At 59.3% G+C, this 26,595-nt stretch carries 22 protein-coding genes and 1 tRNA gene; 8 read left to right on the top strand and 15 right to left on the bottom strand.

All coding sequences use genetic code 11. The annotated features are described in order from the left end of the window. Positions 1-555 precede the first annotated feature (555 nt). The 3 genes from EIC84_RS22115 (at position 556) to EIC84_RS22105 (ending at position 3,654) form a co-directional block, all read left to right on the top strand. Positions 556-1,341 (top strand): hypothetical protein, encoded by a 786-nt coding sequence (locus EIC84_RS22115; protein ID WP_131361326.1) that lies wholly within the window; start codon positions 556-558, stop codon positions 1,339-1,341. A gap of 271 nt (positions 1,342-1,612) precedes the next feature. Then, positions 1,613-2,920, top strand: a complete 1,308-nt coding sequence (locus tag EIC84_RS22110; RefSeq protein ID WP_003065920.1) for a DNA cytosine methyltransferase — start codon at positions 1,613-1,615, stop codon at positions 2,918-2,920. Next, the gene (locus EIC84_RS22105; protein WP_003065918.1) at positions 2,920-3,654 is read left to right on the top strand and encodes a hypothetical protein; all 735 of its coding nucleotides are present in this window, start codon (positions 2,920-2,922) and stop codon (positions 3,652-3,654) included. Before EIC84_RS22110 ends, EIC84_RS22105 begins: the two co-directional genes overlap by 1 nt. A gap of 767 nt (positions 3,655-4,421) precedes the next feature. On the opposite strand, the gene EIC84_RS22100 is transcribed toward EIC84_RS22105, so the two are convergent. The 9 genes from EIC84_RS22100 to EIC84_RS22060 form a co-directional block, all read right to left on the bottom strand. Further along, complete coding sequence (locus EIC84_RS22100) at positions 4,422-5,126, bottom strand: hypothetical protein (protein WP_003065916.1); 705 nt, start codon at positions 5,124-5,126, stop codon at positions 4,422-4,424. A 207-nt stretch (positions 5,127-5,333) separates the two neighbouring features. Next, positions 5,334-5,900, bottom strand: a complete 567-nt coding sequence (locus EIC84_RS22095; protein ID WP_003065914.1) for a recombinase family protein — start codon at positions 5,898-5,900, stop codon at positions 5,334-5,336. Positions 5,901-6,007: 107 nt separating this feature from the next. Then, positions 6,008-6,334: a hypothetical protein gene (locus EIC84_RS22090; protein ID WP_131361324.1), complete on the bottom strand. Its 327-nt coding sequence runs from the start codon at positions 6,332-6,334 to the stop codon at positions 6,008-6,010. A 556-nt stretch (positions 6,335-6,890) separates the two neighbouring features. Next, positions 6,891-8,003, bottom strand: coding sequence for a hypothetical protein (locus EIC84_RS22085; protein ID WP_131361322.1), 1,113 nt, complete (start codon positions 8,001-8,003; stop codon positions 6,891-6,893). 444 nt (positions 8,004-8,447) lie between these two features. Beyond that, positions 8,448-10,214: a site-specific integrase gene (locus EIC84_RS22080; protein WP_237704453.1), complete on the bottom strand. Its 1,767-nt coding sequence runs from the start codon at positions 10,212-10,214 to the stop codon at positions 8,448-8,450. Between the two features lie 112 nt (positions 10,215-10,326). Next, a tRNA-Ser gene (locus EIC84_RS22075) sits at positions 10,327-10,416 on the bottom strand. 31 nt (positions 10,417-10,447) lie between these two features. Beyond that, positions 10,448-11,764, bottom strand: coding sequence for a serine--tRNA ligase (gene serS, locus EIC84_RS22070; RefSeq protein WP_003065910.1), 1,317 nt, complete (start codon positions 11,762-11,764; stop codon positions 10,448-10,450). Between the two features lie 184 nt (positions 11,765-11,948). Beyond that, complete coding sequence (gene ispH / locus EIC84_RS22065) at positions 11,949-12,938, bottom strand: 4-hydroxy-3-methylbut-2-enyl diphosphate reductase (protein WP_003065908.1); 990 nt, start codon at positions 12,936-12,938, stop codon at positions 11,949-11,951. Between the two features lie 164 nt (positions 12,939-13,102). Continuing rightward, positions 13,103-13,573, bottom strand: coding sequence for a peptidylprolyl isomerase (locus EIC84_RS22060; RefSeq protein WP_003052041.1), 471 nt, complete (start codon positions 13,571-13,573; stop codon positions 13,103-13,105). A gap of 113 nt (positions 13,574-13,686) precedes the next feature. Here EIC84_RS22060 and radC point away from each other — a divergent pair, with 113 nt between their 5' ends. Beyond that, positions 13,687-14,379: a DNA repair protein RadC gene (radC, locus tag EIC84_RS22055; protein WP_003065907.1), complete on the top strand. Its 693-nt coding sequence runs from the start codon at positions 13,687-13,689 to the stop codon at positions 14,377-14,379. Continuing rightward, the gene (locus tag EIC84_RS22050; RefSeq protein WP_003065906.1) at positions 14,376-15,032 is read left to right on the top strand and encodes a Smr/MutS family protein; all 657 of its coding nucleotides are present in this window, start codon (positions 14,376-14,378) and stop codon (positions 15,030-15,032) included. The genes radC and EIC84_RS22050 overlap by 4 nt, the downstream gene beginning before the upstream one ends. Positions 15,033-15,096: 64 nt before the next feature. Here EIC84_RS22050 and EIC84_RS22045 read toward each other — a convergent pair whose 3' ends face one another. The 5 genes from EIC84_RS22045 to EIC84_RS22025 all read right to left on the bottom strand — a co-directional run bounded on the left by EIC84_RS22045 (position 15,097) and on the right by EIC84_RS22025 (position 20,878). After that, positions 15,097-16,125, bottom strand: coding sequence for a M48 family metalloprotease (locus tag EIC84_RS22045; RefSeq protein ID WP_003065904.1), 1,029 nt, complete (start codon positions 16,123-16,125; stop codon positions 15,097-15,099). A 4-nt stretch (positions 16,126-16,129) separates the two neighbouring features. Continuing rightward, a complete protein-coding gene (locus EIC84_RS22040) occupies positions 16,130-16,717 on the bottom strand; it encodes a LemA family protein (protein ID WP_003065903.1) in 588 nt (195 codons plus the stop codon). 97 nt (positions 16,718-16,814) lie between these two features. Continuing rightward, on the bottom strand, positions 16,815-18,905 hold the full coding sequence (locus EIC84_RS22035) for a bifunctional 2',3'-cyclic-nucleotide 2'-phosphodiesterase/3'-nucleotidase (RefSeq protein ID WP_003065901.1): 2,091 nt from the start codon (positions 18,903-18,905) through the stop codon (positions 16,815-16,817). 94 nt (positions 18,906-18,999) lie between these two features. Beyond that, entirely contained in the window at positions 19,000-19,404 is a 405-nt protein-coding gene (locus tag EIC84_RS22030) for a group II truncated hemoglobin (RefSeq protein WP_003065899.1), read from the bottom strand. Continuing rightward, a complete protein-coding gene (locus EIC84_RS22025) occupies positions 19,394-20,878 on the bottom strand; it encodes an MFS transporter (RefSeq protein ID WP_003065896.1) in 1,485 nt (494 codons plus the stop codon). Before EIC84_RS22025 ends, EIC84_RS22030 begins: the two co-directional genes overlap by 11 nt. Before the next feature lie 216 nt (positions 20,879-21,094). On the opposite strand from EIC84_RS22025, the gene EIC84_RS22020 reads away from it, so the two are divergent. Beyond that, complete coding sequence (locus tag EIC84_RS22020) at positions 21,095-21,970, top strand: LysR family transcriptional regulator (RefSeq protein ID WP_003065894.1); 876 nt, start codon at positions 21,095-21,097, stop codon at positions 21,968-21,970. 13 nt (positions 21,971-21,983) lie between these two features. Here EIC84_RS22020 and EIC84_RS22015 read toward each other — a convergent pair whose 3' ends face one another. Continuing rightward, the gene (locus EIC84_RS22015; RefSeq protein ID WP_003065892.1) at positions 21,984-24,554 is read right to left on the bottom strand and encodes an ABC transporter permease; all 2,571 of its coding nucleotides are present in this window, start codon (positions 24,552-24,554) and stop codon (positions 21,984-21,986) included. A 45-nt stretch (positions 24,555-24,599) separates the two neighbouring features. On the opposite strand from EIC84_RS22015, the gene EIC84_RS22010 reads away from it, so the two are divergent. Beyond that, positions 24,600-25,385: a sulfite exporter TauE/SafE family protein gene (locus EIC84_RS22010; protein WP_003065891.1), complete on the top strand. Its 786-nt coding sequence runs from the start codon at positions 24,600-24,602 to the stop codon at positions 25,383-25,385. A 50-nt stretch (positions 25,386-25,435) separates the two neighbouring features. Next, a complete protein-coding gene (locus EIC84_RS22005) occupies positions 25,436-26,506 on the top strand; it encodes an adenosine deaminase (protein ID WP_003065888.1) in 1,071 nt (356 codons plus the stop codon). The last annotated feature ends 89 nt before the right edge of the window (positions 26,507-26,595 follow it).

The following is a 26,595-nucleotide window of genomic DNA, read 5'->3' as shown; positions in this document are numbered from 1 at the left end:
GCACCAGGGGGAGCCGGGCTAGGCACGAGGCTCTAGCCGAGAGCGGCCCCAGCCGCGCTGCCTAGATCCGGGGGCGTACAGCCCCGGTCCCGACGCGCTCGGGCAAATGCGTTCGGAGAGCAATAAGCCCCCGGCGTAGCCGGTGCGAAATGCGGTGTGCTGGAAGCGCACGGAGAAGGCGTTTGCCCGAGCGCAGCGAGACCGCAAGACACATCGGCCATAGACGATGAGTACCGGGTAGGCCGTCCAGGCCGTGAAGCCCGGTACGTTGGCCAATCAGGGCAAAGCCCTGATTTCAACGGCACTCTTTAGAGTGACGCTGGCTGTTTGCGCTGCTTTGCAGCGTGTGTATGCAACCAAGGTAATGTGCATGTATGCAAATAGGGTAGGCGTGTTGTCCGACGTTAGAGTTAGTCCAGCCTAGCCCTGCTGTCCGACAGGAGTGCAAAACAAGTAGCTTGATTGCAGGCTCATTTTGGAACAACGGGAGGCTGCGCAAAATTCATGTTTCCGCCTCGGGAGCTATACAAAGTATCAGCTTCAGGGAGGGGTGAAATGAACAAACGAAAACTTGGCGCAGCTTACCGACGACATGTAGTTCAGCTGCTTTCTGTCATGGGCTACGCAAGCACCCGACAGCTTGCAAAGGGCGTCTGTGGACGCTGCGATCTATCAACGCGAAAGATGATCGGAAGAACACTGCGCTGGCTTTTGGCACGACGCTGGATCGTTGCAAAACGAGACGGCAATGGGATCAACAGAGTGAACTACGAGCTGCTCTATGCATTGACGGCCGCTGGTGCTGACGTTGCGCGCGAGCACGGTATGCCGCTTGTTGCCGCAAAGGTGCATGCGCGTGATTACTTAAGGCATGCTCACGATCACCGGACCGTATGCAATAGCGTGTATGTCGCTTGGCCTTCTGATGAAATTTTTACAGAACTACAAGTGCGAACAGGCGACTGTCCGCTGCCAAGCTTCACATATCGCTTGGACGGGCAAGAGCTGCAAAAAATTCCTGATCTGATCGCAGGAAGCGAGCAGCTGACGTGGATCGAAGTAGAAAACTCTTGGCGCAGCGACAAAGATCTCTCAAAAGTCATAGCGTGTTTACGTGCGATGTTCAGCGATGAGCTCACACGCATCGACTGTATGCACTTCGTTGTGACAGTAGAAGGAGCTAAGACTATCGGCAAGCGGTTAAAAAAGAAGCTTACGCACGGTCCGGAATCGGGTTGGTCTGCGCCTGTACGTGCACTTGATGCGCGCATTCTTGGGAAGCACATCAAAGTCTCAGTGCTCGATCAAGATACTTTGATGCTAGCGGAGCTTTGCTTGTAGCTCTGAAGCAGAGGGGGCATCAGGCCAGTTCGATAATGCGTATTCCGGTTGAACTGACCCTGTGCCGGTTACGACTGACTAGGCTGCTGGTCGTGACTGGCTGAGTTCGGCCAGGAGCTATCGCCCAGTACGTGACTACGAACGGCAGGTCCAGGCTGAACTCAGTCGTTCGAGTTCGTGAGCCTGAGTGGCCGCTTTGATCGTTTTCAGTCGCTCGGAGGCTCGAAGGTGTCTACGGGAACCGGTGCGATTCAGGGTGAGGCGCATCCTCATGTCGGGCTATGCAATAGCGCTCAGCAACGCCCTACTTTTCACCTTGGCCGAGGAGGGCATCGAGAAGCTCTACGATAATTCCCGCCATACAGGATGTTTGAAGCGGGCTTGTATACTGTATTTATTTACAGGTTGCTCGCATGGGATGCGAGTGATTGCTTGCATTAGGAGTTTTATGCCGTATGAATTGACTGATGAGCAGCGGGATCGCTATAGGGAAACGTCTATTCGTTCACAGCAGCGAAAGCTCCGATTGCTACAGGCCCATGAAGACAACCCCCGGCTCAATGCAGAATTTGGAGATCGTCTAGATGTAGACGATCTGATGCCTCAACTTGAATGCAACGGGCTTTCTTCTCTATCGCTGTTTGCCGGTGGCGGTGGCCTCGACCTCGGCTTCGAGCGCGCAGGCTTCAGCCACACTGCCTCATTTGAGATCCTCGACGTTTGTGGCGAGACCTTGCGCTCCAACCGACCAGAGTGGACCGTGTACTCTGGTGCAGAGGCTGGTGACGTTCGCACAGCTCCGTTCAGCAACTTCAGGGGGGTCGATATTGTTCATGGAGGTCCGCCTTGCCAACCGTTTTCTATTGCAGGAAAGCAGGCCGGCGCTGACGACCCTCGCAACATGTGGCCTGACTTCATCCGGTGTGTACTCCAGACCCGGCCGCGTGCCTTCGTTGCCGAGAACGTACCGGGACTTCTGGATCGAAAGTTTGAGGGATTCGTTCAAGAGAACATTCTTCAGCCCTTGGAGGAAAAGTACACGATCTTCAAGTTCAAACTTGCGGCTCATGACTTTGGTGTGCCTCAAGCACGCCGTCGTGTTTTCTTTGTCGGATTCCGGGCTGCACGTGATGCTGCGCGGTGGGCTGAGCCAGAGCCAACACATGGAGATGTGGAGGGTGTCTTTGGGCCGATTTTGCCGCGTAACACTGCTCGTCGCAGCCTGGGATTGCCACCCAAAGGCTACGATGTGGTAGCGCCAACATTGCGCTCAGGTTTCACGGGACCAAGGAATACAACTGGAGTCTTAAACAGCAAAGCCGCGCTAGAAATTTGGAACGCTTTGCACATCTGGCCCAACGGTGTCCAGCCGACCCATGCTATCGCCGCAGCCTACCCTCCGGAGAATGGCCATTTCCGGATGGCAGTGGATGATTGTGCCTTGCTTCAGGGATTCCCTGCCTCCTGGCGCTTCGAGGGTGCGGTATATCAAGCGCTCGGGCAAATTGGTAATAGCGTGTGCCCTCCGGTAGGTTATGCTGTAGCAAGACAGGTTGCTAGAGCTTTGACAGGGAAATAATGCCAGTACAAGATGATGAGCGCGAGCGCGAGCTTGTGAGGATGTTCAACCTCAATTGGGATCCTGCTCATCAGCGCGCCGGCGTTGACGCAGTCCTAGATATGGAAGTCAATGGACAGCGTGTCCGCTTTGATGTTGAAGTAAAGTCTTCGACAGGCACGACTGTTTCGACAGCGCGGGATGTGGGAATGGATCACATCAAAAAATGGCGGCGAATGATTTTTGTGATTGGGTTCTACTCGAAAGAAGCTAGAAGGCCTGAGCTTCAGTATTGTCTATGCTTGACACCCGTTGATATGGAACCTTGGATCGCATCAATCGAGGAGAAAATATCGATTGATTTCAAGCTCGCAGTCTGGGCTTCACGTCGATTAGTTCTCGCGGATTTGTATGAAGTTTGTGGAACACAAGATTCTTACTCGATAGAGGATGCGAAACGCCTGCATAAGCAGCAGTGGACTGCGGAAGAATATCAGGCTGCTCTAGATTTAGTTGTCGAAGGAGAACCAAGAATATCTCCGAATAAGATGCTGGAAATTCTGCAGTTGCGTTTGAGCTATATAGCACAAAGAGGCGCGACTCTTAATAATCCTCACATAACAAAGACTTTTTTAAGAAATTTTGAAAATACGAATCGTGTGGTGAAAGGGGCTAACTGGGCGGCTGGTGTTAGGGCCATTGCTGAGGAATTTGTGCTTAATTTTCCTGAGCATCCGTGTATTTCAAAGATTTAGGTTAGGTTTTGAAGGGGCGCTGTTGCATAAATCAGTCCCAGGCCAACCTCCCCCAACCCCAGACGTAGCTATGCCACAGTGAATCGCCCCGGGTATCGAGGAGGCTCGGCAAGCCTCGGTTCGCGGCTTAATTTGAGCGTTGAACGACAGCTTTTGAGCTTCGAGTTCTGCAAGGTTTAAGACCGCACACGCTGCTCAGCAGACATCTGTTGTCGATGCACGAAGGGCAGCAACGGGTTGAATCCGCAGTCGAATGCTGCCGTAGGTCAGTTCAAAAATTCAGGTCAGCACCGAACGGACTGACGGTCAACGATGGCCAGCACCTTCAATAACTCTAGGACATCTCTCTGCGAATGCTAGGGCGTCACAATAGGATGTATAGGAATATAAATATTTGCCTCAACAGTCCATCATCGATCACTGCACAAGCTATACATGAATGAGAGCAATGTTTGGCAGAGGTCAACGCTTGACGAACAAAGGTCTCAAATGGCTCAAAGTTTCGTAGTTGTTTCCACGTTTGGCCCGGGTTCATTCCCGGGCTTTTTTGCGCTCACGATACGGCGCTTTTCTCAACACCCCTTTCGGGGATGCTCCGTGTTGAGCAGCAAGTCGGCGCACCACTCGGTATAGCGTGCTGGCATAAAGTTGAAGCTGCCTGACTTCAAATGCATGTTGAATGGGTTGACGCCCAGGACACACCTTCAGCGTGCCTGCATCCTGATCTAGGCTGCTGCCTGATTGCTAAGCCAGCATCGTAGATGAAATTACTGGGTACTTGCCGCTTGCGCTTTGAGTCTGCAACCTCTCGGTGACCATAGCCATGGAGATTCGTAGACCTCCCCTGTCCCCAAATTCAGCCAGCCCACCTTTGGCACTCGCTTTACCTTTGCATTTGAAGATAGCAAGGTCTTTAGCCATTCAGGAAGCATTGCATGCTGTACCGCTTCTTTGGCTTGTTCATCCAAGCCTCCGTAGCCAAAAGCTCGTGCCCCTGTGGGCAGATCAGTCTTGCAATTGCGCTTGCTGATGTAGTGAATCCAGGCAGAAACTTTGCGACATGCCTCATTCCAGGTACTACCCCAAGGCCACCACTTGGCCAATTCCGTACAGTCCAATTTGAAACCTCGCGGCAACCACAGTGCCAAGTGGTAGTGCAAAGCGCCTGCACGCTCAAGCACCCATGCATAAAGCAGCTGATGGCCCTTGCGTTTGAGCTTAGAGCGTAAGCAGTTGAGGAACCGCGTGATGTGCTTCGCACAAAAATCCGTATCCTTGGCGAATGTCAAGGTAACAGCCACAGCGTACAAGCCCTTGGCTTTTGCAATACGGCGATACTCTTTGGTCAGCCTTTTGAGCTTTTTTCGACAAATGCGTAAGCGCTTTTTGAGTGCCGACGCACTTGTTTCAATCTTATTGACAAGTTCAGCGAGTCGACGAGACCCACCGAGACTTGTGGTGTTGTGATGCATGGTGCGCTCCAAAGAGCGCTCGCCACCATCTGTCCTCAAACCGGCATGCCGGTACTAATTTGTTGCCCTCAATTGCGAGCGAGTTATTGTTGAACTGCCCTATACTGATTTGGATAGTTCCAGTAGTTGGACACAGCGATGAAAGCCGGATAGCACCGGCTTAATTCCATGGGCCTTGGGGGGTGTTTCCAGGCCCATTTTTTTGGCTCAAGCAGCGTTTCGGCTGCTCGTCATGAGGTTGTATAGCGTCGAACGTGACACGCCGAACTGCTTACCAATCTCGGAAATGCCCAGGTCACCACTTTTTATCAGCGACAGAGCCATGTTTTTTTGTGCGGGTGACAAGCTGGGAGGCCTGCCGCCTTTGCGCCCCCGGGATCTTGCTGCATCCAGCCCGGCCATAGTTCGTTCACGCAGCAACTCACGCTCAAACTGAGCCAAGGCCGCGAACAGGTGGAATACCAGCTTACCAGCAGGCCCGCGGGTATCAATCGACTCCTTGAGGGACTTGAACGTCACGCCCTTGGCTTCCAGTTCGGTGACGATGCGAATAAGGTCTTGCAGATTGCGGCCGAGTCGATCCAGCCGCCAAACGGTCAGTGTGTCCCCTGCCCGCAGGGCTTTCAGGCAATGCTGAAGCTCGGGCCTTTCGGCTGTCTTGCCACTCGCGCAGTCTTCGTAAATAACTTCCGCTCCTACGCGCTTCAGCTCGTCGCGCTGAAGGTCCAGACTCTGCTCGTGGGTGCTGACCCGCGCATATCCAATTTCCGCCATAGTCCCCCTTTTCTGTATGTTGATTAATGGATGGCTTCTTGCACATTTCTGTATAGCTCCAAGCACCCAGAACGACGGGTTCCTGCGCTGTGCAGAAACCCATCGTTTTATGGATACAGATGGGTAAGCTCTGCGAGCCTGAGAACACGCGCTTCACCTCCCTCTACGAGATTGAAAATGTCTTTGCGACACATTCCATGTTCATGAAGTAAGTGAATTGCGTTGTGAATGTGCGGAATATCAAGACCAGTGAAATCAGATCCGCTCATTTTGTAATCACCAGGGCTGTAGATCGAGAGCAATATTCGTTGGGCGCAGGCTGACTGCCCACTATTTCTTTCAGCGAGGTCCAGCATGCTTTGAAGACAAGCAGCTATGGCTTCGTAATGCTTGTTAGAAGGCTTAGCAAAGGCATTGAAAGACAGAGTCGCCATAGGGCCTCCAAGTTTTGTCGAAAAACAGATTGTTCATCAGTTTGGTAGACCAACAAGGCTGCAAGATGGTCGCTTCAAATCTTGAAGCATTGAAGTTTTCAAAAACGGTCTTCAAACAAAGGTCGTTTTTCCATTATTGATATTTTCTATCAAATCAATTGATTTTTGCTATCGATGATACACTGATAGCAGATTCTGCCGCGGGGCATTGACATGCTGTATGCCGAAGAAGCGGTGCACATCAACGGTGCTCGTGCAACCGCTACAGCTGTCGGGCTTGAAAGCTGGATACGCGGAAAGATGCGCATCACGAAATCGCTGCAATCCAATGACTGCCTTAAGCTTGCTGCCGTCACGGTGAGCCGACGACAGCTGCTACCGATACCGATCTATTGGACTTGTCGCTTTGCTAGTGGCTACTGCGCCAGCCAGTCCAGCCATTCTGCAGAGCCCTCGCAAGGATGACCAAGTTCCGTAGCTCCACACAGGTCATTAGCAGTTTTTATGAGTGACGAACTGGCGGTGCCGCCCCAATGCGGATTTATGCAGAATGTCCTTAACTGCGCGGGGAGAGTCGGCCGTTTGTATTGGTGCAGCCATACTCAGGAGGAAATGCTTCGGATACTTTTATCCACGGCTCACTTGTGTAACCGGCAAGTGGCGCATTTAGCGCCAGCTTAATCATAGGAGGACGCATTTCGATTACGGTCCCGCAATGTGTGTCTACTCCAACTTTGATTGACTTTCTAAAACTAGACAAATAATCTTCTGCCTTTTTTTGTTGAGAATTTTTTATTTTCTGAAAATGATTGTCAATCTTTGGAACCATGTTATCGAAATCGACCTGAGCCCAATGAGTTGCAGTAGCTAAAGGTTGCCGCTGTTTTAATTTCCAAATTTCTAGTTGGGTAGGGTTACCTACAAAAACCGCCTCAACTTCCCGTAAATAGTCTGCATAGGAAGTTTTTTTGTGATTTTCGGCAACTCGTTCAAGCGTCGCTGGTGTAACAAGTTTTCGTACTAACTCTATTGGTTGGATGCGAGAGTTGTTAATTAAATATTTTTCTGCAATTTCACTCTGCTCCTCATGATTCAAATATATGGCATATTTAGTAAAAAAATACTCAATATTTCCATTTGTCGCTGTTGCCGAATCAATTGACTTTTCCATTCCTTTGCGATAGCTATCATTGGCAATAATCGCAACCTCTGAATTTTCTAAAGCTTTATTAAGTAGATCAAAATTTATCGGTTCATTATTTGAAAATCCGCCGCCAAAAATGTTTAATTTGGCGAAATTAGAATTACACTGATAGTAATCATCTGTTCTATTTTTAGCGCCCTGTATTGGAATATTACCCCTATAATCGCAACCTTTTCTGGTATTCAGCGCAATATAAAATTCCAATGCTTTATTATCAGAAGACGATTTTACAAAGCATCCTTTTAGATATTCATAATCAGAATTTTTAATGTTCCCATCAGTCGCCACAGACCAATTATCATTGGTCTTTTTCAGATAAAAATCAGAGCAAAAATTAGGGTAACCGAGATATTCACCTGAATTCACAACTGTCAACTTGAAATTTTGCTGCGCGTTGACTGCGGAGAATCCGGTTAAGACAAAAACAGTTGCAATTCCTGCAAGAGATCTCAGCTTATTTTTCATATTTAATGATTTAAATTTAGCGATTTAGGATGTTCCTCGCTGTAATCATAGCCTCAAAAATACATTGAGTAACAAAAGTTACAAAAGCGTTTATGAATCCTTTGATTTACATGGCTTCAGACTTGCGGGAACCGCTCAAAATCTCAGCGTTATCTAAAGCTAAAGACCGCATGCGGTAGCTATGAATGTCAAGGTAGCTGTCGCCTGCCTCATGCGACGTTGATGGATAACTTTTCAGGCCTGGCAGCCAAGCTCATAGACTGACCGCTCCCGGATTGAGTGTGACCACCAACACACGCTCCCAGTTGCGCGTGTGTCGTGCCGGCCGTAGCCCGCTACACACCTGAAAACCGTCGCTGGGCGGTTGCCTAGGTCGATGCTCGCATGTTCGATAACGACTGACTGTTAGGAAACATTGTGGCTACGAGCAGCGTATTCAGAGCCTTACAGTGCCGAGGGCTTTACAGGGGTGAAGAACTTGAGGTTTGGGTACACGATGCGCTCCAGGATTGCACTTTTTACTCCGATATCAAGTTCGCCCTGATACTTCTTGACCACCAATGATGTCTCGCCACCGACGACCGAGTCTTGCGCCTGAGACAGGTTGGTCATACTCTGGGCGTGGCCTGTTAGGGATTCAGCGTTCACAACTCCCAAATTGGCCGCACGGTTTAGTAGCGTTGAACGAAACGCATGCATGCCTACGATCCGCGCACTAGGCGTCTCGTCACGCAAGCCTGTGTCACGCAAGAACAGGCGAAACCATTTTTCGGCCTCGGTCGCTGCACGCCCCTTACCGGGCTCGAAACCTGGAAACAGAAGCTTTTTTCCTTGTTTCTTGAGTGCATCCACATAATCAAGAAAGCCCATTCCGATTAGCTGACTATGAATGGGTACCCTGCGCCTTGAAGATTTGGTTTTGACGCGTTTCTTGACGTTCTCGGCAGCTTCAGATTGCTCGGTGATGTTCAAGTACCAGGCACCTGAAGTTTCGTCTTTGAGAATGTCGACTACCGGGTTCAACTGGCATAGCTCGTTGACTCGTGCACCTGTGTACAGCCCCAAATGTGGCAGCCAGAACATGTGCAGTTCTTCAGGCCGTTTGGCGTAGCCAGCCAACTCAGGCCCCATGAATAGGCGTTCCAGCTCTTGAGGACGAAAGGCTCGCTGATGCCCTTCCCCTTCTTCACGACTCCCCGTGTAGCGGATCCTCTCGGTGGTCAGTGTCGTTGGGAAGCCTTTGTCTTGCCAGTTGGTCCGCGCGGCACCCAGGAAAGGCGTTACGACGGCTTTGTAAGTGCCTTCGAAGGTAGCGGGCGACATCTCACCCAGCCCAAGACCTGCGACCTCTAGTACCGTCAGCTTCTTCTGACGTGCCACATCCTTCCAGCGGGGTGGAAGGCGATTGACTACTTCAAAAAAGCGATTGAGGTCAGTCTGTCGCAGAGTGTGGATGGGCTTGTTGCCGACTACATCCAAGAGCATCGGAAGCACCGCACAGACCTTTTTGTACATGGCTTCAAACTTGTCGGCCTGGTACTTCTCGATGTAGTCGTTAATGACTTCCGACAGCAGGTGTTGTTCGTGCGTAGCGGTCTTGGGCGTCGGCACGTCTTCGCCTTCATAGCGACGTAAAAGCTTCTCGTTGGTTCTGATGACTGCCCGGCCGTAGGCGATGGCAAGGCGTCTGAAGTCGCCTTCGCCCAAGTGATCTTCGTACCGATGCAGGTACAAAAATTGCCGGAGCATTGGCCCCAACACCTCAATGTCACCAACGGCCACAGCTGCCTTCATCTCTGGCAGGGCGTCAGTGTAAGCGCGTTGGTAGTCCTCAATCTCCGAGACGTCGTAAGTGCCAGTCTCGCGCCGCTTTTCATCTCCAGCCAGAGCCGCTGCCTCGACATGCTGAGCGATCCGGTCGATGTCTTCGGCCGTCAACTCCTTGAGCACTATGGCTGCCTGGACCTGCCGCGCCGCAAAGAAGTCTGTTTTGCGTTGCCTGAGCTTGCGCCACTCCGCCTGCAGCTTAGCGTCGGCAACGTGGAAACGTTCTACAGCGAGCCGGTAGTCGGAGGTCTTTAGAGACCTAAGGTGTTCCTTCTTGCCATCGGCCTGGAGCAGATCTTCGGGGATTCTGCGGCGGTGATAGTAGCGACCATTGTCGTGGCGCACTAGGCCTGTAGGGAGTTGAGGCATGTTCGGTTCGTCCACGGAGACCGAATCCCTATTCGACATTTTGTGTAGCACCTTTGTGTAGAAAACAAAAGAAATAAGCCGTTGATTTTATGGGAAATCCCATGAAATCAACGGCTTAAATGCTATATGGCGGAGAGGGTGGGATTCGAACCCACGGTACGTTTGCACGTACGCCTGATTTCGAGTCAGGTACATTCGACCACTCTGCCACCTCTCCTGTGTCGAAGCATCTATTGTAGCCTAAAAAATCAGGCCTTCAGCAAAGTTTTGCCGCCCATGTACGAAACCAGTGCTTCGGGCACGGTGATCGAGCCGTCGGCGTTCTGATAGTTCTCCAGCACGGCGACCAGCGTACGACCCACGGCCAGGCCAGAACCGTTGAGCGTGTGTACCAGTTCGTTCTTGCCCTGGGCATTCTTGAAACGGGCCTGCATGCGACGCGCCTGGAAGGCTTCGCAGTTGGAGACCGAGCTGATTTCGCGATAGGTGCCCTGTGCCGGCACCCAGACTTCGAGGTCGTAGGTCTTGGCGGAGCCAAAGCCCATGTCGCCCGTGCACAGGCTCATCACGCGATAGGGCAGACCCAGCTTCTGCAGCACGGCTTCGGCGTGTCCGGTCATCTCTTCCAGCGCTTCATAGCTCTTTTCGGGATGCACGATCTGCACCATCTCGACCTTGTCGAACTGGTGCTGGCGGATCAGACCGCGCGTGTCGCGACCACCGGAGCCAGCTTCGGAACGGAAGCAGGGGCTGTGTGCGGTCAGCTTGATGGGCAGGCGGTCTTCGGCCAGCACTTCGTCGCGCACCAGATTCGTCAGCGGCACTTCGGCCGTGGGAATCAGGTACAGAGCCGCGGTGTCGGGCAGGGGCTCGGCATCCTGGCCGCCCTTCTGGGCCGCAAACAGATCGCCTTCGAACTTGGGCAGCTGGCCCGTGCCCTTGAGCGAATCGCTGTTGACGATGTAAGGCACATAGCATTCGGTGTAGCCATGCTGCTCGGTCTGCAGATCCAGCATGAACTGGGCCAGCGCACGGTGCAGGCGCGCGATCTGGCCCTGCATCACGGTAAAGCGGGCACCGGAGAGCTTGACGCCGGCTTCGAAGTCCAGGCCGATGGGCGCACCCAGATCGACGTGATCCTTGATCTCGAAGTCGAAATTCCTCGGCGTGCCGAAGCGGCGCACTTCCACATTGCCTTCCTCGTCAGCGCCCACGGGCACGGACTCATGAGGCAGATTGGGCACGGCCGCCAGCATGGCCTGCAGCTCGGTCTGGATCTGGTCTAGGCGCGTGGCCGATTGTTCCAGCTCGGTCTTCATGGCGGCCACTTCGGCCTTGGCGGCTTCGGCGGCGTCCTTTTCGCCCTTGCCCATCAGCATGCCGATCTGCTTGGACAGCTGGTTGCGCTTGGACTGCAGCTCCTCCGTGCGCGTCTGGATGGACTTGCGTTCGGATTCCAGCGCCTTGAAGGCTTCCACGTTCAGGAAGGCTTGGGGGTTCTTGCGGGTTTGCAGTCGGGCGACGACTGAATCCAGGTCTTTGCGGAGAAGTTGAATGTCGAGCATAGAGGGGGATTTTAGAGCGACTGGCCGCACCCGGCCGATACACGGGGGATGGCAGCAGTCAGCTATCAAAAGCAAAGCGCCTTGCGCAGGCTATTCATAGATTTTCAGATAAAAAAACCATCTGGAATCTTTGAATACCATGCGCAAGGCGCTATGAAGTTGCAAGCAGTCAGCTTGCCATGACTCAATGTCCGGTCTCGGGCGCCTTGCGCACTTCGATCTCCAGGCCCGTGGCCGCGTCGATCTTCAGACCCTTGGGCAGCGGGAACTTGATGGTTTCCTCGATGCCGTCCATCTTGCGCACGGCGACGGCCCCCAGTTGCCGGATGCGGGCGATGACCTCGTCGACCAGCACTTCGGGCGCCGAGGCACCGGCGGTCAGGCCCACGCGGGCCGCATCGGCAAACCACTCCTGCTTGAGCTCGAGCGCGTTGTCCACCATATAGGCGGGCGTGCCCAGACGATCGGCCAGCTCGCGCAGACGATTGCTGTTGGAGCTGGTCGGGCTGCCGACGACGATGACCAGATCCACCTGGGGTGCCAGCACCTTCACGGCGTCCTGGCGGTTCTGCGTGGCGTAGCAGATGTCCTGCTGCTTGGGCTCGCGCACCAGTGGAAAGCGTGCCTTGATGGCGGCCTTGATGCCTGCGGCATCATCGACCGACAAAGTGGTCTGTGTCACCACGGCCAGCTTTTCGGTCTGGCGCGGCGCCACCTTGGCCACATCGCCCTCGTCCTCGACCAGATGAATGCCTTCGGAGAGCTGGCCCATGGTGCCTTCGACCTCCGGATGGCCCTTGTGGCCGATCATGAGGAATTCGTAGCCTTCCTTGGCCAGCTTGGCGACTTCCACATGCACCTTGGTGACCAGCGGGCAGGTCGCATCGAAGATGGCAAAGCCGCGGCGCTCGGCCTCCTGCTGCACGGCCTTGGAGACGCCGTGGGCCGAGAAGATCAGCGTGGCGCCGGGCGGCACCTCATCGAGTTCCTCGATGAAGATGGCGCCCTTGGCCTTGAGATCGTTGACCACAAAGGTGTTGTGCACGATCTCGTGGCGCACGTAGATGGGCGCGCCGAACTTGGCCAGCGCCCGCTCCACGATCTCGATGGCGCGATCCACCCCGGCGCAAAAGCCGCGCGGCTCGGCCAGCAGGACTTCCTTGGCACCCACCATTTCAATACCCCCTGGCGCTACGCACCACTCGCACGGCATGACACTGACGCGCTTGAAGCGCGGGACGGCGGCACGGGCCGACCCCAGCAAGGGCCGCCCCGCAGCAAAGGCCGTCGTCCCCCTTGAAGGGGGAAGCTGCGCAGCAGCTCAGGGGGTGTGTCATTTCAAAGTACCCCGATCAGCTTCACTTCAAACGTCACGGGCTGGCCGGCCAGCGGGTGGTTGAAGTCGAACAGCACGGCGCCGTCCTCGCGCACCTGCACCACGGCGCCGGCGTAGCTGCCGCTGCCGTCGGGCGTGGGGAACTGCACCACATCGCCTGCGGTGTATTGCTCATGCGGGTCGCCGAGCTCGTTCATGAGCTTGCGGGCCACCCACTGCATCATGTCGGGGTTGCGCTCGCCAAAAGCCTCGCCAGCGGGCAGCTCGAAAGTCGTGTGCGTGCCCTCGGCCAGGCCGATCAGCTTGTCTTCCATGGCCGGCGACAGCTCGCCCGCACCCAGCGACAGCGTAGCCGGCTTTTCGTTGAAGGTATTGATCACATCGCCCGCAGGGCCCGCCAGGCGGTAATGCAGCGTGAGAAAAGAGCCTGCCTGCACGACGGGCAGATCCGAAGGGGTTGCGCTTGTGGTCATGAAAGTCCCGATAAACTGGGCTGCATTGTAAGAGCGAGCCTATAACCTCTTCGCGGCTGCGTTGAGTTGGACGGCCCGCCCCTCCCCCCTTGTGCAAGCGAGCACTGACGCCCATGCCCATCAAAGACCTGCCCCTGGATGCCCAGCCGCGCGAAAAGCTCGCGCAGCGGGGCGCGGCGGCGCTCTCGGATGCCGAGCTGCTGGCCGTCATTCTGCGCACCGGCATGGCCGGCAAGACGGTGCTGCAGATGGCGCAGGAGCTGCTGGAGCTGCCCGGTGATCACCAGGGAACAGGCGGTCTGGCCGGGCTGCTGGCCGCCGACTACCAGGCTTTGACAGCCGTCAAAGGCCTGGGCCCGGCCAAGCGCGCCGAGCTGATGGCCGTGCTGGAACTGGCCCGCCGTGCCACGGCACAGCAGCTGCGCGAGCGGGAAGTGCTCTCCTCCCCCGAAGCCGTCAAGCACTATCTGCAGCTGCATCTGGCGGCCAGGCCGCACGAGGTGTTTGCCGTGCTGTTTTTGGACAGTCAGAACCGCTTGCTGGCTCTTGAAGAAATGTTTCGCGGTACCTTGACGCAAACCTCCGTCTACCCTCGTGAAGTCGTGCTGCGCGCCCTGCACCATCAGGCCGGCGCGGTGATCCTCGCGCACAACCACCCCAGCGGCAGCGTGCAGCCCAGCAGTGCCGACAGGTCTCTGACCAACACACTGAAGGCCGCCCTGGCATTGATCGATGTGCGCGTGCTCGACCACATCATCGTCGGGCCGGGCGCTGCCTGCTCCATGGCCGAGGAGGGTTTGCTATGAGCCACGCACACCGCTCGCTGCAGGATCTGGCCGGCATCTCCCGCCATCTCAAGCAGATGCGCGAACAGGCCGAAGCCCTGGCCGCTGCCCAGGCCGAGGCTCGTGCAGCGCGCGAGCGTGAACACAACCTGTTTGCGCTCAGCGTCGGCAAGGTCACGCCACTGCGCTCGCGCAACGAAGTCAGCTTTCTGGAGCCGGCACCCTCGCCGCTGCCGCTGCAGATGGTGCTGGACGAACAGAACGTGCTGCGCGAAGCCATGAGCGACGAGTTCGACGTCAGCACCCTGCTGGACGTGGACGATCAGCTGAGCTTTCGCCGCCCCGGCATCGGTCTCGACGTGACCCGCAAGCTGCGTGGCGGCCACTGGAGCATTCAGCGCCAGCTGGACCTGCACGGCCTGCGCTCGGACGAAGCCCGCGAGGCGCTGGGCCAGTTCATCCGGCTGTCGCACCGCACGGGCGTGCGCTGCGTGCGCATCGTCCACGGCAAGGGCCTGGGATCGCCGGGCCGCACCCCCGTGCTCAAGGGCAAGGTGCAGCGCTGGCTGGTCCAGAAAAAAGAAGTGCTGGCCTTTGTCCAGGCCCGCCCGGCCGAGGGTGGCGCGGGCGCGCTGGTGGTGCTGCTGCAGCCGGGCAAGCGCAAGCTGTTCTGAGCCCCATCGCTTCCAATCCGATAGCTGCTCGCGTCTATCTCCATTGGGCTTGAGCCCAAAAGGTTTATCTCCCTTGCAGCACGGTATTGAGCGGCAAGGGCAGCGGCCGCATATCGCGGCCGTAGATGCGGCGTATGCGCTCGGACACCGTGGGGTGGGATTCCAGCCAGTCTTCGAGGCGGCTGGCATGGGGTGTTTCGGCCAGCAGCATATGCTGCACGATGCGCTTGTCCAGCCCCTGGTGGCTGCGCGTGTCCTGCTGCCAGCTGCCGTACTGCTGCTCGGCCAGCTCACGCTGCGTAAGCACCTTGCGCAGCACGCCGCCCAGGCCGTCCTTGCTGCGCGTCCACTGCACGGCGCGCGCATCGGCCAGGTATTCGCGCTGGCGCGATACGGCGGCCTTGAGCAACTGGCCGCCGAGCCAGCCGACAAAGCCCGCGGCCTGGATGAAGAGGCCGAACCATTGCGTAAGAATGCTGTCGCGCTCGCGCAGGCTCTGGCCGAAGTTGTGAATCAGCTCCAGCCCGTAGACCATGCCGGCCAGCTGCATGTTCAGGCGCGTGTCGCCCTCGCGCAGATGGGACAGCTCATGCGCCACCAGGCCCTGCATTTCCTCACGGCTGAGCTGGTCCAGCGCACCCTGGGTCACGGCGATGACGGCATCTTCCGCATCCCAGCCCGCCGCAAAGGCATTGATGGCCTCGGTCCGCGCCAGCACCGCGACCTGGGGCACAGGCCAGTGCGCCGCAATGCACATTTCATGGACGATATTGCACAGTTGCTGCTCGGCCAGCGAGCTGCCGGGCCTGGCCTCGCGCGCACCCACGCGCTGAGCCAGTTGGCGCCCGCCGTGGCGCAGCTGGTCCAGCTCTATCCAGCAGCCGCCCAGCACCAGCAGCAAGGTCACGCCGATATTCACAGCCGCAAAGCCCGTGGGATAGTCCCAGCCTCCGAATGCCAGAGTGCCCAGCCACCAGGCCAGCATCAAGCCCAGGTGCACCGATGCCACCACGGCCAGCACGCACAGGCCGAACACCAGCAGCAACCAGCGCGTGCTGCGCCTGGCCTGGCGCTGTCGCTCCCAGAAACGCATGCGCTCAGAACCTGACCTGAGGAACGGCGCGCTCCTGCTCGCTCTGGGTCGAAGCCAGCATGTCCATATGCACAAAACCCACCAGCCGCGCCACGATCAGATCCGGGAACTGTCCGGCCTGATTGTTGAATTCCAGCACCTCGTCGTTATAGGACTGACGCGCAAAACCGATGCGGTTCTCGGTGCTGGTGATCTCTTCGCTGAGCTGCTGCATGCGGGCATCGGCCTTGAGCGTGGGATAGGCCTCGGCCAGCGCCATCAGACGGCCTACTTGACCGCCCAGCACCTGCTCCGCTGCCATCAGAGCCCCCATGGCCTGCGCCTTGCCCGGCGACTGACGGGCCTTGTCGGCAGCGCTGACGGCCTCGCCTCGTGCGCGAATCACAGCCTCCAGCGTCTGGGCTTCGTGCTGCATATAGCCGCGTGCAACCTCCACAAGATTGGGAATCAGGTCATGACGGCGCTTGAGTTGCACGTCGATCTGCGCAAACGCGTTCTCCACCTGGTTCTTGTGCGTGCGCAAGCGGTTGTAGAGGGCAACTGCCCAGATCACGATCACCACAACCACTGCCAGCGCGATATATGCCGTCATACCCTCTCCCTGAAAATTTTCTCGCATCATAGCCAGTCCCAGAAAAAAGCCGCCGTGGCCTTTGGAGCCACGGCGGCAGTCATTGCGGCAACGCCGCCTACTTGGATAGATCGAGCTGGTATTTGCTCATGCCCTTGCCCGAGCCGTCATCGGCCGCCAGCACAGACACTCCCGTCAGGCCTGCCGCCTGGGCCACGCTCAAGGCATTGGTGCCGGAGCTGAACACCACCGGGCCGGCCGTCGTCACCTTGGCAAAGCGCCAGCTCTTGGCTGCGCCATTGGCCGCTCTGGTAATCTGCGGATTCTTGCGCACATACTCGATCACCACATCACGGTTCGCATCGGGCGATGCCCAGATGGCCGACGAGCCGTCGAGCTTGGGGATGAAGCTGGCACCGCTGGTGGCTCGGTAGTTGTTGGTGGCGATCACAAACTCCTGCGCCGTATCGATGGGCTTGCCCAGATAGCTGAGGTTCTTGATACGGCTGCCCAGCGGCTGGGTCACATCGATCTCGTACTGCACATCGGCGGTGGTGAACATATCGAAGTTGTAGCCCGGGAAGCTGCTGATCAAGGGCTGCTCCGCCGTCTTGTTCACGTCGATCTGGTTGAAGCGCTTGGCTGCAGCCTCCAGCCAGCTCTTGATGTCGGCGCCGTTGACCTTCACCGCGTATACGGTGTTGGGGTAGAGATACAGGTCGGCCGCGTTGTAGATGGCGAGCGAGCCGGCAGCCACATCGGTGAAGTCCTTGCCGCCCTGGAAGCCGGATTTAAACGGCGCACTCACCGACAGCACGGGCAGGCTGGCGTACTGAGGCAGATTGGCCTTGATGTAGCTGGCCACATAGGCCTGCTGGGCCTGGTTGACGATCTGGATCGCGCCGGGGTCGCCCACATCGGCAAACAGCGTGCTCATGCGGAAGTCAGTGCTGCCTATGGGCGTCTTCACGTAGCTGATGGCTGCCTGATGCTGTGCCTCGATCAGCGGCGCGACGGCCGGGTCGGCATCCACAAACACCGTGGCACCCGCGGCATCCTTGTTCTGGATGTTGCGCAGCTCGCTCTTGCTGCCGGTCTTGGCCACGCTCCACTTCTTGCCGTCCCATTGCAGCGGCAACTGGATCACGCCCAGAGCCTTGCCCCAGGAGCTGGCCATGACCGCAGGCACGCCGTTGATGGTGCCAGCCTGGTTGTCCACACCGTTCTGGCTGTATGCAGGCTTGGCCGACAGGTCGGGGAACACGCTGTGCTGATGGCCCATGACCATGGCGTCGATGCCCGCCACCTTGGACAGATACAGGCCGGGGTTCTCCATGGTGGCCGAATAGGCCGAGCCGTCCAGACCGCCATGCAGCAGCGCCACCACCACATCGGCCCCCTTGGCGCGCAACTCTGGCACGTATTTGCCGGCAGCCTCCACCGCGCCCTCGGTGTAGACCTTGCCTTCGAGATAGCGCTTGTCCCAGTTCATGATGCCCGGCGTGGTGAAGCCGATCACGCCGATCTTGATGGGCAGCCTGACTTCCTTGCCGTCACTGCCCTTGGCCACCATGGTGCGCTCCAGCACGGCATAGGGCTGAACCAGCGGCTTCCTGGTCTTGCTGCTGTAGACATTGGCCAGTACGGCTGGATAGCCGTTGCCCGCGCATTTCTGGCTGGCATCCACGCCATCCACATCCAGACCGCCGCCCAGCACCTGGTTGAGAAAGGGCAGGCCGTAGTTGAATTCGTGATTGCCCAGCGTGCCCGCGTCAAAGCTCAACGCGCCCATGGCCTTGTACATGGACAGCTGCTGCGTGCAGGGGATGGGCTTGACCTCGGCCTCGTAGTCGGCCAGGGCCGTGCCCTGGATGGTGTCGCCGTTGTCCACCAGCAGCGTGTTGGCAAATTCCTTGCGAGCCGCACGGATCAGCGTGGCCGTGCGCTCGAAACCATAGGTCTTGTCTTCGGCCAGCTTGAAATAGTCATAGCTGCGCACATTGAAGTGCAGGTCCGTGGTCTCCAGAACGGCCAGCGTCGCCGTGGCAGGCTGCGCACTGACAGGCGTTGTGCTGCTGTCGTCGCTGCCGCCGCAGGCGGCCAGCAAGGCGGCACAGCCCACGGCCGTCAGCACATGGCGGCGTTGTTGCAATACCGAGAAGAAACCGCCTGAACGCAGCTTTGCGCCAGGCAAATCGAAATCCTGCATGGTTGACCCTGCTTGTTGAAAAACAGGCAGTGTCGGCAGGGCTTCTTACAACATCGTGAAGGAAATTTGACGCTTTGAAGCCGAGGGCAAGAACTCAGGCGCCGCGATTGCGCATCCAGTCCGCCGTGTTCATGAAACTGGCCTTGAGACGCGTGCGCAAGGCCTCGGGCACCTCGGTCTCGCCCATGGCCTGATCCATGCAAGCCACCCACTGGTCGCGCTCCTGGATGCCGATGGAAAACGGCATATGGCGCATGCGCAGACGCGGATGGCCGAAACGATCCTGATAATAGTCGGGGCCGCCCAGCCAGCCGCAGAGAAACCAGAACAGCTTCTGGCGCGCGTCGGCCAGCGTGCTGCCATGGGCGGCGCGCAGCTCCTTGTAGCCGGGCTCCAGATCCATGAGGTCATAGAAGCGGGTCACCAGTTGCTGGACTTTCTCTTCCCCGCCTATCCATTCGTAGGGGGTGTCAAACGGGGGCTTTTCTTCAATCTGCATGTGTAGCGGCTTTGCGAGTCAGTCCCGATTGTCGGACATGCTGCATGTCCGTACCCGAGCGCAGGAATGCGAAAACACCGACGGCCGTCAGCACCGTCACGCCCGCCAGCACATCGAGCAAGCTGGAAAAAGCCAGGCCATAGGCCTTGAGCAGCTCGGCGGCTGATGCGTCTTGCATCAGCGCCAGCGCTCCCTGCATATTGCCGGTGACCAGCATCTGGGCCACGGCCGAGCCATGCGGCATGGACGGCCAGATGACCGCCAGCTCCCGCGCCAGCAGCGCTGCCAGCGCCGCCCCGACCACGGCCAGGGCAATGCCTTCGCCCGCCACACGCACGGTGCTGAAGATGCCCGTGGCCATTCCGGCACGCTCGCGCGGAACCACCGTCACGGCCAGCCCGTCCATCAGCCCCCAGGGCAGGCCTATGCCCAGACCAATCAGCAGCAGCGGTGCGGCCATCTGCGCCAGGTCCGAGCCGGGCGCGCAGCGGCCCAGCCACAGCAAGCCCGCGGCGCAGACCAGCAGTCCCGCCCCACAGAGCAAGGCTGCCGACAGCCAGCGCGAGAGCCAGCCCGCCAGCAACGGCACGCACAGCATGGGTAGCGACAGCACGAACATGCGCTGCCCGGCCTCGAGCGGTGCCAGACCTTCCACGCCGATGAAGCGCAGCGGCAGCAGCACCAGCAGCACCACGAAGGCATAGGCAGGTGCTGCGGCCAGCAACTGCACACCGACAAAGCGCGGATAGCGGAACAGCGACAGGTCCAGCATGGGGTGGGCACTGCGGCACTCGATCTGCACAAAGGCTGCTGCCGCCAGCAGGGCAGCCGTCAGCGGCAGCCATGTGCGGCCATGCGACCAGCCCGTTTCCGGGACCTGCAGCATGCCCCAGGTCAACAGAGCCAGCGCCAGCGTGAACGACAGCGCCCCCGGCAGGTCCAGCCGCTGTGCCTGCGGATTACGCGACTCCGGCATATGGCGCAGGCCCAGCAGCAGCGCAGCGAATGCTGCGACGGCGGCGCTGAGCATCACGCTGCGCCAACCCCAGCTTTGCAGCAACCAACCCGACAGCAATGGCCCGAAGGCCAGTCCCACACCAAAGGAGGTGCCCACGAAACTGAAGGCCCGGGTACGCCTGGCACCATCGTAGGCCTGGGCCAGGCCTGCCGTGCCTGCCGCCAGTGCAGCAGCCGCGCCCAGTCCCTGCAGCGCCCGCAACAGATCGAAGCCGATGATGGCCCTCTTGCCTTGCAGGCAGACCTGCAGCAGCACGCTGCCCGCCACGACGGCCAGCCCCGCCAGAAACACGCGCCGCCGCCCGTAGACATCGGCCAGTGCTCCTGCCGCCATCAGTGTGGCGCCGAAGCTCAGCATGAAGGCATTGGTGACCCAGTTCAGCGCCAGAGGGCCGCCGCCCAGTGCCTCGCGCAGCGCCGGCAGTGCCACGGCCGGCCCGGTAAAGCTCAGCGGCATGGCCAGAGCGGTCAGGCAGACTGATAGCAGCACCCAGACAGGCGATGCGCGGCGGGCGCCAACAGGAAGATCCGCCTGCAGGCGGGATGGAGAAGTGGAGCAGGACATGGAGGGCTGGCGTCGTGAATCAATCAGACATGAACGATAAAAGCGCTCCAATCAAACGAAAATAGCTTTAGCACTCCCAACAATACCAACCAAAGGTTGCCAATTACCATGGACAGCTTCAGCGGACTTGAGTCCTTTGTACGTGCCGCCGATCTTCTGAGCTTTGCCGAGGCCGGCCGCGCACTCTGCATCTCGGCCTCCGCCGTGGGCAAGAACGTGGCGCGCCTGGAGCAGCAGCTCGGCCTGCGCCTGTTCCATCGCACCACACGCCAGGTGCGTCTGACGCAGGAAGGCAGCCTGTTCCACGAGCGCTGCCGGCGCATACTCGACGAGCTGCACGATGCACGCGCCGCCATGCAGGCCGCTGCCGAGGCGCCGCGAGGCCGGCTGCGCATGAGCCTGCCCACCATCGGCTACCGTTTTCTGCTGCCCGTGCTGCCCGAATTTCAGGCCCGCTATCCCGAGGTGGAGCTGGATCTGGACTTCAACGACCATCTGGTCGATGTTGTCGAAGCCGGCCTCGATGTGGTCATCCGCAGCGGCGAGCTGGCCGACTCGCGGCTGGTGGCCCGCCGACTCGGGCCGTTTCGCTTCATTCTGGCAGCCTCGCCGGCCTATCTGTCCGAGCGCGGCGTGCCGCTCACACCGGCCGACCTTGCCGGACACAGCAGCCTGCGCTATCGCTTTCTGAACAGCGGCAAGCTCGAGGAGTGGATGCTGCCCGGGCTGCCGGCCATGCCCATCGCCCTGGTCTGCAACAATATGGAAGCCATGCTGGGCGCAGCCGTCTCAGGCCTGGGCCTGGCCTATATGCCCGACTTCATGGCCCGCGACGCACTGGCGCGTGGCGAGCTCCAGCAGGTGCTGGCCGAGCAGCTCACGCATAGCGGGCAGTTCTCGGCACTCTGGCCCTCCAGCCGCCAGCTCTCGCCCAAGGTCCGGGCTTTTGTGGACTTTGCGAGCGAGCGGCTGTTCAAGGGCTAGCCTTAGAACATTCTTATTCCGCCGCCTGGCGCAGCGTGATCATCACGGGGCGGCTGACCACCTCGCGCAAGGCCCACCAGCCGGCCAGCCAGGCCAGCAATGCGCCCGCCAGCGCGCCCACCAGGGGCACCCACCAGAGCACATTCCACTCGAAATCGAACACCCAGCGCGCCAGCGCCCAGCCCACGGCAAGGGCCACGCAGCTGGCCAGAAAGCCGGCCATCAGGCCCACTCCGGCCAGCTCGGCGCTCTGCACCTGCTGCAGCAGGCCCGACCTGGCTCCCACGGCGCGCATGATGGCGTATTCGCGCGCTCTTTCCTCACGCGTGCCGGTAACGGAAGCAAACAGCACGACCAGCCCCGCCACCAGCGTGAAGCCGAACAGGAACTCCACGGCGCGTATGACCTGGTCCATCACCTGCTGCACCTGGGCCAGCGTGCTGCTCAGGTCGACATTGGTGATGTTGGGAAATTCGTTGACCAGCGCATTGTCAAAGCCCTTGATATCGGGCGCGCGATAGGCCGCCAGATAGGTCACGGCCACGTTATCCAGGTGCTGCACGGGGTAGATCACAAAGAAGTTGGCGCGCATGGAACTCCAGTCCACCTTGCGCAGACTGGTGATGCGGGCTTCGCTTTCCTCGCCGCCGATATCGAAGCGCAGCGTATCGCCCAGCTTCAAGCCCAGGGTCTTGGCAATGCCTTCCTCCATGCTGATCGCGCCCTGCTCGCCCGCCTGCCAGCGGCCGCCCACGATCTGGTTGTGATCCGGCATGGTTTCGGCAGTGGAGATATTGAACTCCCGGTCCACCAGTCGCTTGGCGCGATCCTCCTCATAATCATCGGGGCTGACGGCCTTGTCGTTAACGGCGATCAGCCGGCCGCGAATCATGGGATACCAGTCATAGCTGTGCACGCCAGCCTTTTTCAGCGCGGCCTGAAAGTCCTGTGCCTGATCGGGCTGGACATTGATCACAAAGCGGTCGGGCGCATTGGCAGGGGTGGCCTTGCGCCAGCTGGCAATCAGATCGGTGCGCAGCAGTACCAGCAGCACCAGGGCCAGCAGCCCCACGGCCAGCGAGCTGACCTGCACCACGGCGTACACGGGCTTGGCCGAGACCTGGCGCGTGGCCATTACCAGCCATCGCGGCGCCGTGGCCTCATTGACCACCTGGCGCAGCAGCTTGACGGCCAGCCAGGCCAGGCCCGCGAACAACAACACGGCGACGGCGAAGCCGCCCACGGCAATCAGGCCCAGCTTGATGTCGCGGCTAGCCACCATCAGCAAGGCCGCAAACCCCGTCACGCCCACGCCCAGCACCAGCCATGAGGCGGGTTTGAGCGCCCCCAGATCGCGCCGCATCACGCGCAGCGGTGGCACCTGGGCCAGCTGCAGCACGGGCGGCAGGCCAAACGCCAGCAACAGGGTCAGCCCCATGCCCATGCCGAACAATGCGGGCCACAGGCTCGCGCCAGGCAGGGCGGACTCGACCAGTCCGGCCAGAAGCCAGATGAACACATGGTGCACGGCCCAGCCCAGCAGCACGCCGGCCGCGCTGGCGGCCAGGGCAATGCTCACGAATTCCACGACATAGGCCAGCGCAATACGGCGCTGACTCTGGCCGAGCACGCGCAGCATGGCCGACGCATCGAGATGGCTGTTGGCAAAAGCACGCGCCGCCAGTGCCACGGCCACGGCCGACAGCAACGCCGATAGCAGCGCCACCAGACTCAGAAACTTCTCGGCCCTGTCCAGGGTCTGGCGCATTTCGGGGCGGCCGCTTTCCAGCGATTCCACACGCACGCCATGCAGGCTCTTGGCCAGCTCCTGCGCCCAGCCCAGATAGTCTTGCGCAGCCCGTTCTGCGCCGCGCCCGGCGTCTGCCTGCGCAGCCACGGCCAGTCGATAGGTGATGCGGCTGGCCGGCTGCACCAGGCGCGTGGCGGGCAGGTCGGCGCTATTGATCATCACGCGCGGGGCAAAGCTCATGAAACCCGCGCCACGATCGGGCTCGATGGCAATGATGTGCGAGATATGAAAGCTCGCATCGCCCAGCAGCAATCTGTCGCCGAGCTTCAGGCCCAGCGCCTCCAGCAGCGGCGCATCGACCCATGCATGGCCGTTTTCAGGAATCGCCCGCACTTCCAGATCCGGCTGGCCCGTCCCCTGGTTCAGATGCAGCACGCCGCGCAACGGGTAGCCGGGCTCCACGCTTTTGAGCGCCACCAGACGGCTGGCACCACCCTGCTCCTGAGCGGCCCGCGCCATGGTCGGAAAGCTGGCCGTGGCCACGGTCTGCAGCCCCTGCTGCCTGGCCTGCTGCACAAAAACCGCGGGAGCGGGGTTGTCGCTGACCACCACCACATCGCCGCCCAGCAACTGGCGGGCGTCACGCTGCAGGCCGGCTTGCAGGCGGTCGGCAAAAAAACCCACCGAGCTCAGTGCCGCCACGGCCAGCAGCACGGCCACGATGATCAGGCGCAGCTCGCCAGCGCGCAGATCGCGCCAGAGATTGCGCAGCCCCAGAATCCAGACAGATGATGCTTGCATGGTCTGCACGATAGCGCAGCGGCCTGCCGCCATGCCAGAACTGCATGGCAATGCCCTGCTGGAGCGGGACGATAATCGATGCCTTCAGACGGAGGCCAGAACGTGGAAGTGATCTTGGTGGTGGCCCTGGGGGCTGCGGTGGCAGGCTTTGTGCAAGGGCTGTCGGGCTTTGCCTTCGGCATGGTGGCCATGTCGTTCTGGGCCTGGGTGCTGGAGCCGCAGCTGGCCGCCGTGCTCTCGGTGTTCGGCTCGCTGACGGGGCAGATCATTGCGGCCTTCACCGTGCGGCGCGAATTTCACAGGAAGTCGCTGCTGCCGTTTATCGCCGGCGGTCTGGCCGGCATTCCCATAGGCGTGGCCGTGATGCCGCATCTCAATATGGACTGGTTCAAGTTCGGCCTGGGCTGCCTGCTGGTGCTGTGGTGCCCCACCATGCTGCTCAGCGCCCACCTGCCCCGGCTGACGCTGGGAGGCGGCCTGCTGGCCCGCTGCAGCGATGCGATTGCGGGGCTCATCGGCGGCGCCATGGGCGGGCTGGGCGGCTTCAGCGGCACCGTGCCCACGCTGTGGTGCACGCTGCGCGGCTTTGAGCGCCATGTGCAACGCACGGTGATCCAGAACTTCAACCTCTCGGTGCTGGCCGTCACCATGGCCAGCTATCTGGCCACCGGCCTGGTCAAGCCCTCCATGTGGCCCTCGTTCGCCATCGTGCTGCCGGCCGTGCTGGTGCCCGTGATCTTCGGCACCCGCGTCTACAAAGGCGTGAGCGATGCCCGCTTTCGCCAGATCGTGCTGAGCCTGCTGACCTGCTCGGGCATCGCCATGCTGGCGGCGTCCGTGCCGCGGCTGTTCCTGGCACCGTAACGTAAAACTGCCTACGGCAAGGCTGATCGCAAGCCACTACCATCTGCGGCATGAATGCCGCGCCTACTGCCCCCACACCTGAACTGACCGCCTTTGCCCACGCCATCCCCAAGATGGAGTTGCACTGCCATCTGCTGGGCACGGTCAGAAAAAACACCTTCATCGAACTGGTGCAGCGCGCCAAGGCGCCGCTGACTGCCGAAGAGATCGAGGCTTTCTACACGCGCGGCGAAAAGCCCGTGGGCGTGCTGCGCGTGCTGCGCGCACTCGACGAGTGGCTGCTGCAGACGCCGGCCGATCTGGAGCGCATTACCTATGAATACCTGCAGGATGCCGCAGCCCACCATGTGCGCTATGCCGAATTCTTCTGGAACCCCACGGGCACGGTGCAATGCTCGGGCATGAGCTATGCCGCCGCCCAGCAAGCCATCCTGGCCGGCGCCGCAGCCGCGCAAAAGGATTGCGGCATACGTGGCCGCCTGGTGCCGTCCATCGACCGCGAAGCCCCGGCCGAGGCCGCCGTGCAGATGGTGCAATGGATGCTGGACAACCGCCATGAAGATGTGCCCGGCATCGGCATCGACTACCGCGAAAACGAGCGCCCGCCCGAGCTGTTCGCCGAGGCCTATGCGCTGGCGCGCCAGAACGGCCTCAAGACCACGGCCCATGCCAGCGAATTCGGCCTGCCCTGGAACAATCTGCAAACGGCCATAGAGACTCTCAAGGTGGACCGCATCGACCACGGCTACACCGTCATCGACAACTCGGATCTGGCCAAGCGCTGCGCCGATCTGGGCATTGTGTTCACCGTGGTGCCGACCAACTCCTACTATCTGCGCACGCTCGCACCCGAGCGCTGGGCGCTGGACCACCCGATCCGAAAAATGCCTTCCATGGGCATTCGCATCCACCCCAACACCGACGACCCCACGCTGCACCATGTGGACCCCACAGGGGCCTGGACCAAGATGGTCAGCGACTTTGGTTTTTCGATTGCCGACCTCAGGGACTTCATGCTCAACGGCATCGATGCGGCCTGGATAGACGAGAGCGAAAAGCGCAGCCTGCGCCAGCAGTGGAGCGCAGAGTTCGATGCATTGAGCAGCACACACCACTTCTAATCAAATATCGCTGCAGCGCTTTCCCATAAAGTGCCTTCAGCTATCAAAATCAATTCAAGCAGGCAGAACACCCGCCTCTTCTCTTAACG

Source organism: Comamonas sp. A23 (genome assembly GCF_004522605.1).
GTDB lineage: Bacteria > Pseudomonadota > Gammaproteobacteria > Burkholderiales > Burkholderiaceae_C > Comamonas > Comamonas thiooxydans.
Note: the sequence above shows the minus strand (reverse complement) of the source record. Positions and strands in the feature narration are given on the sequence as shown.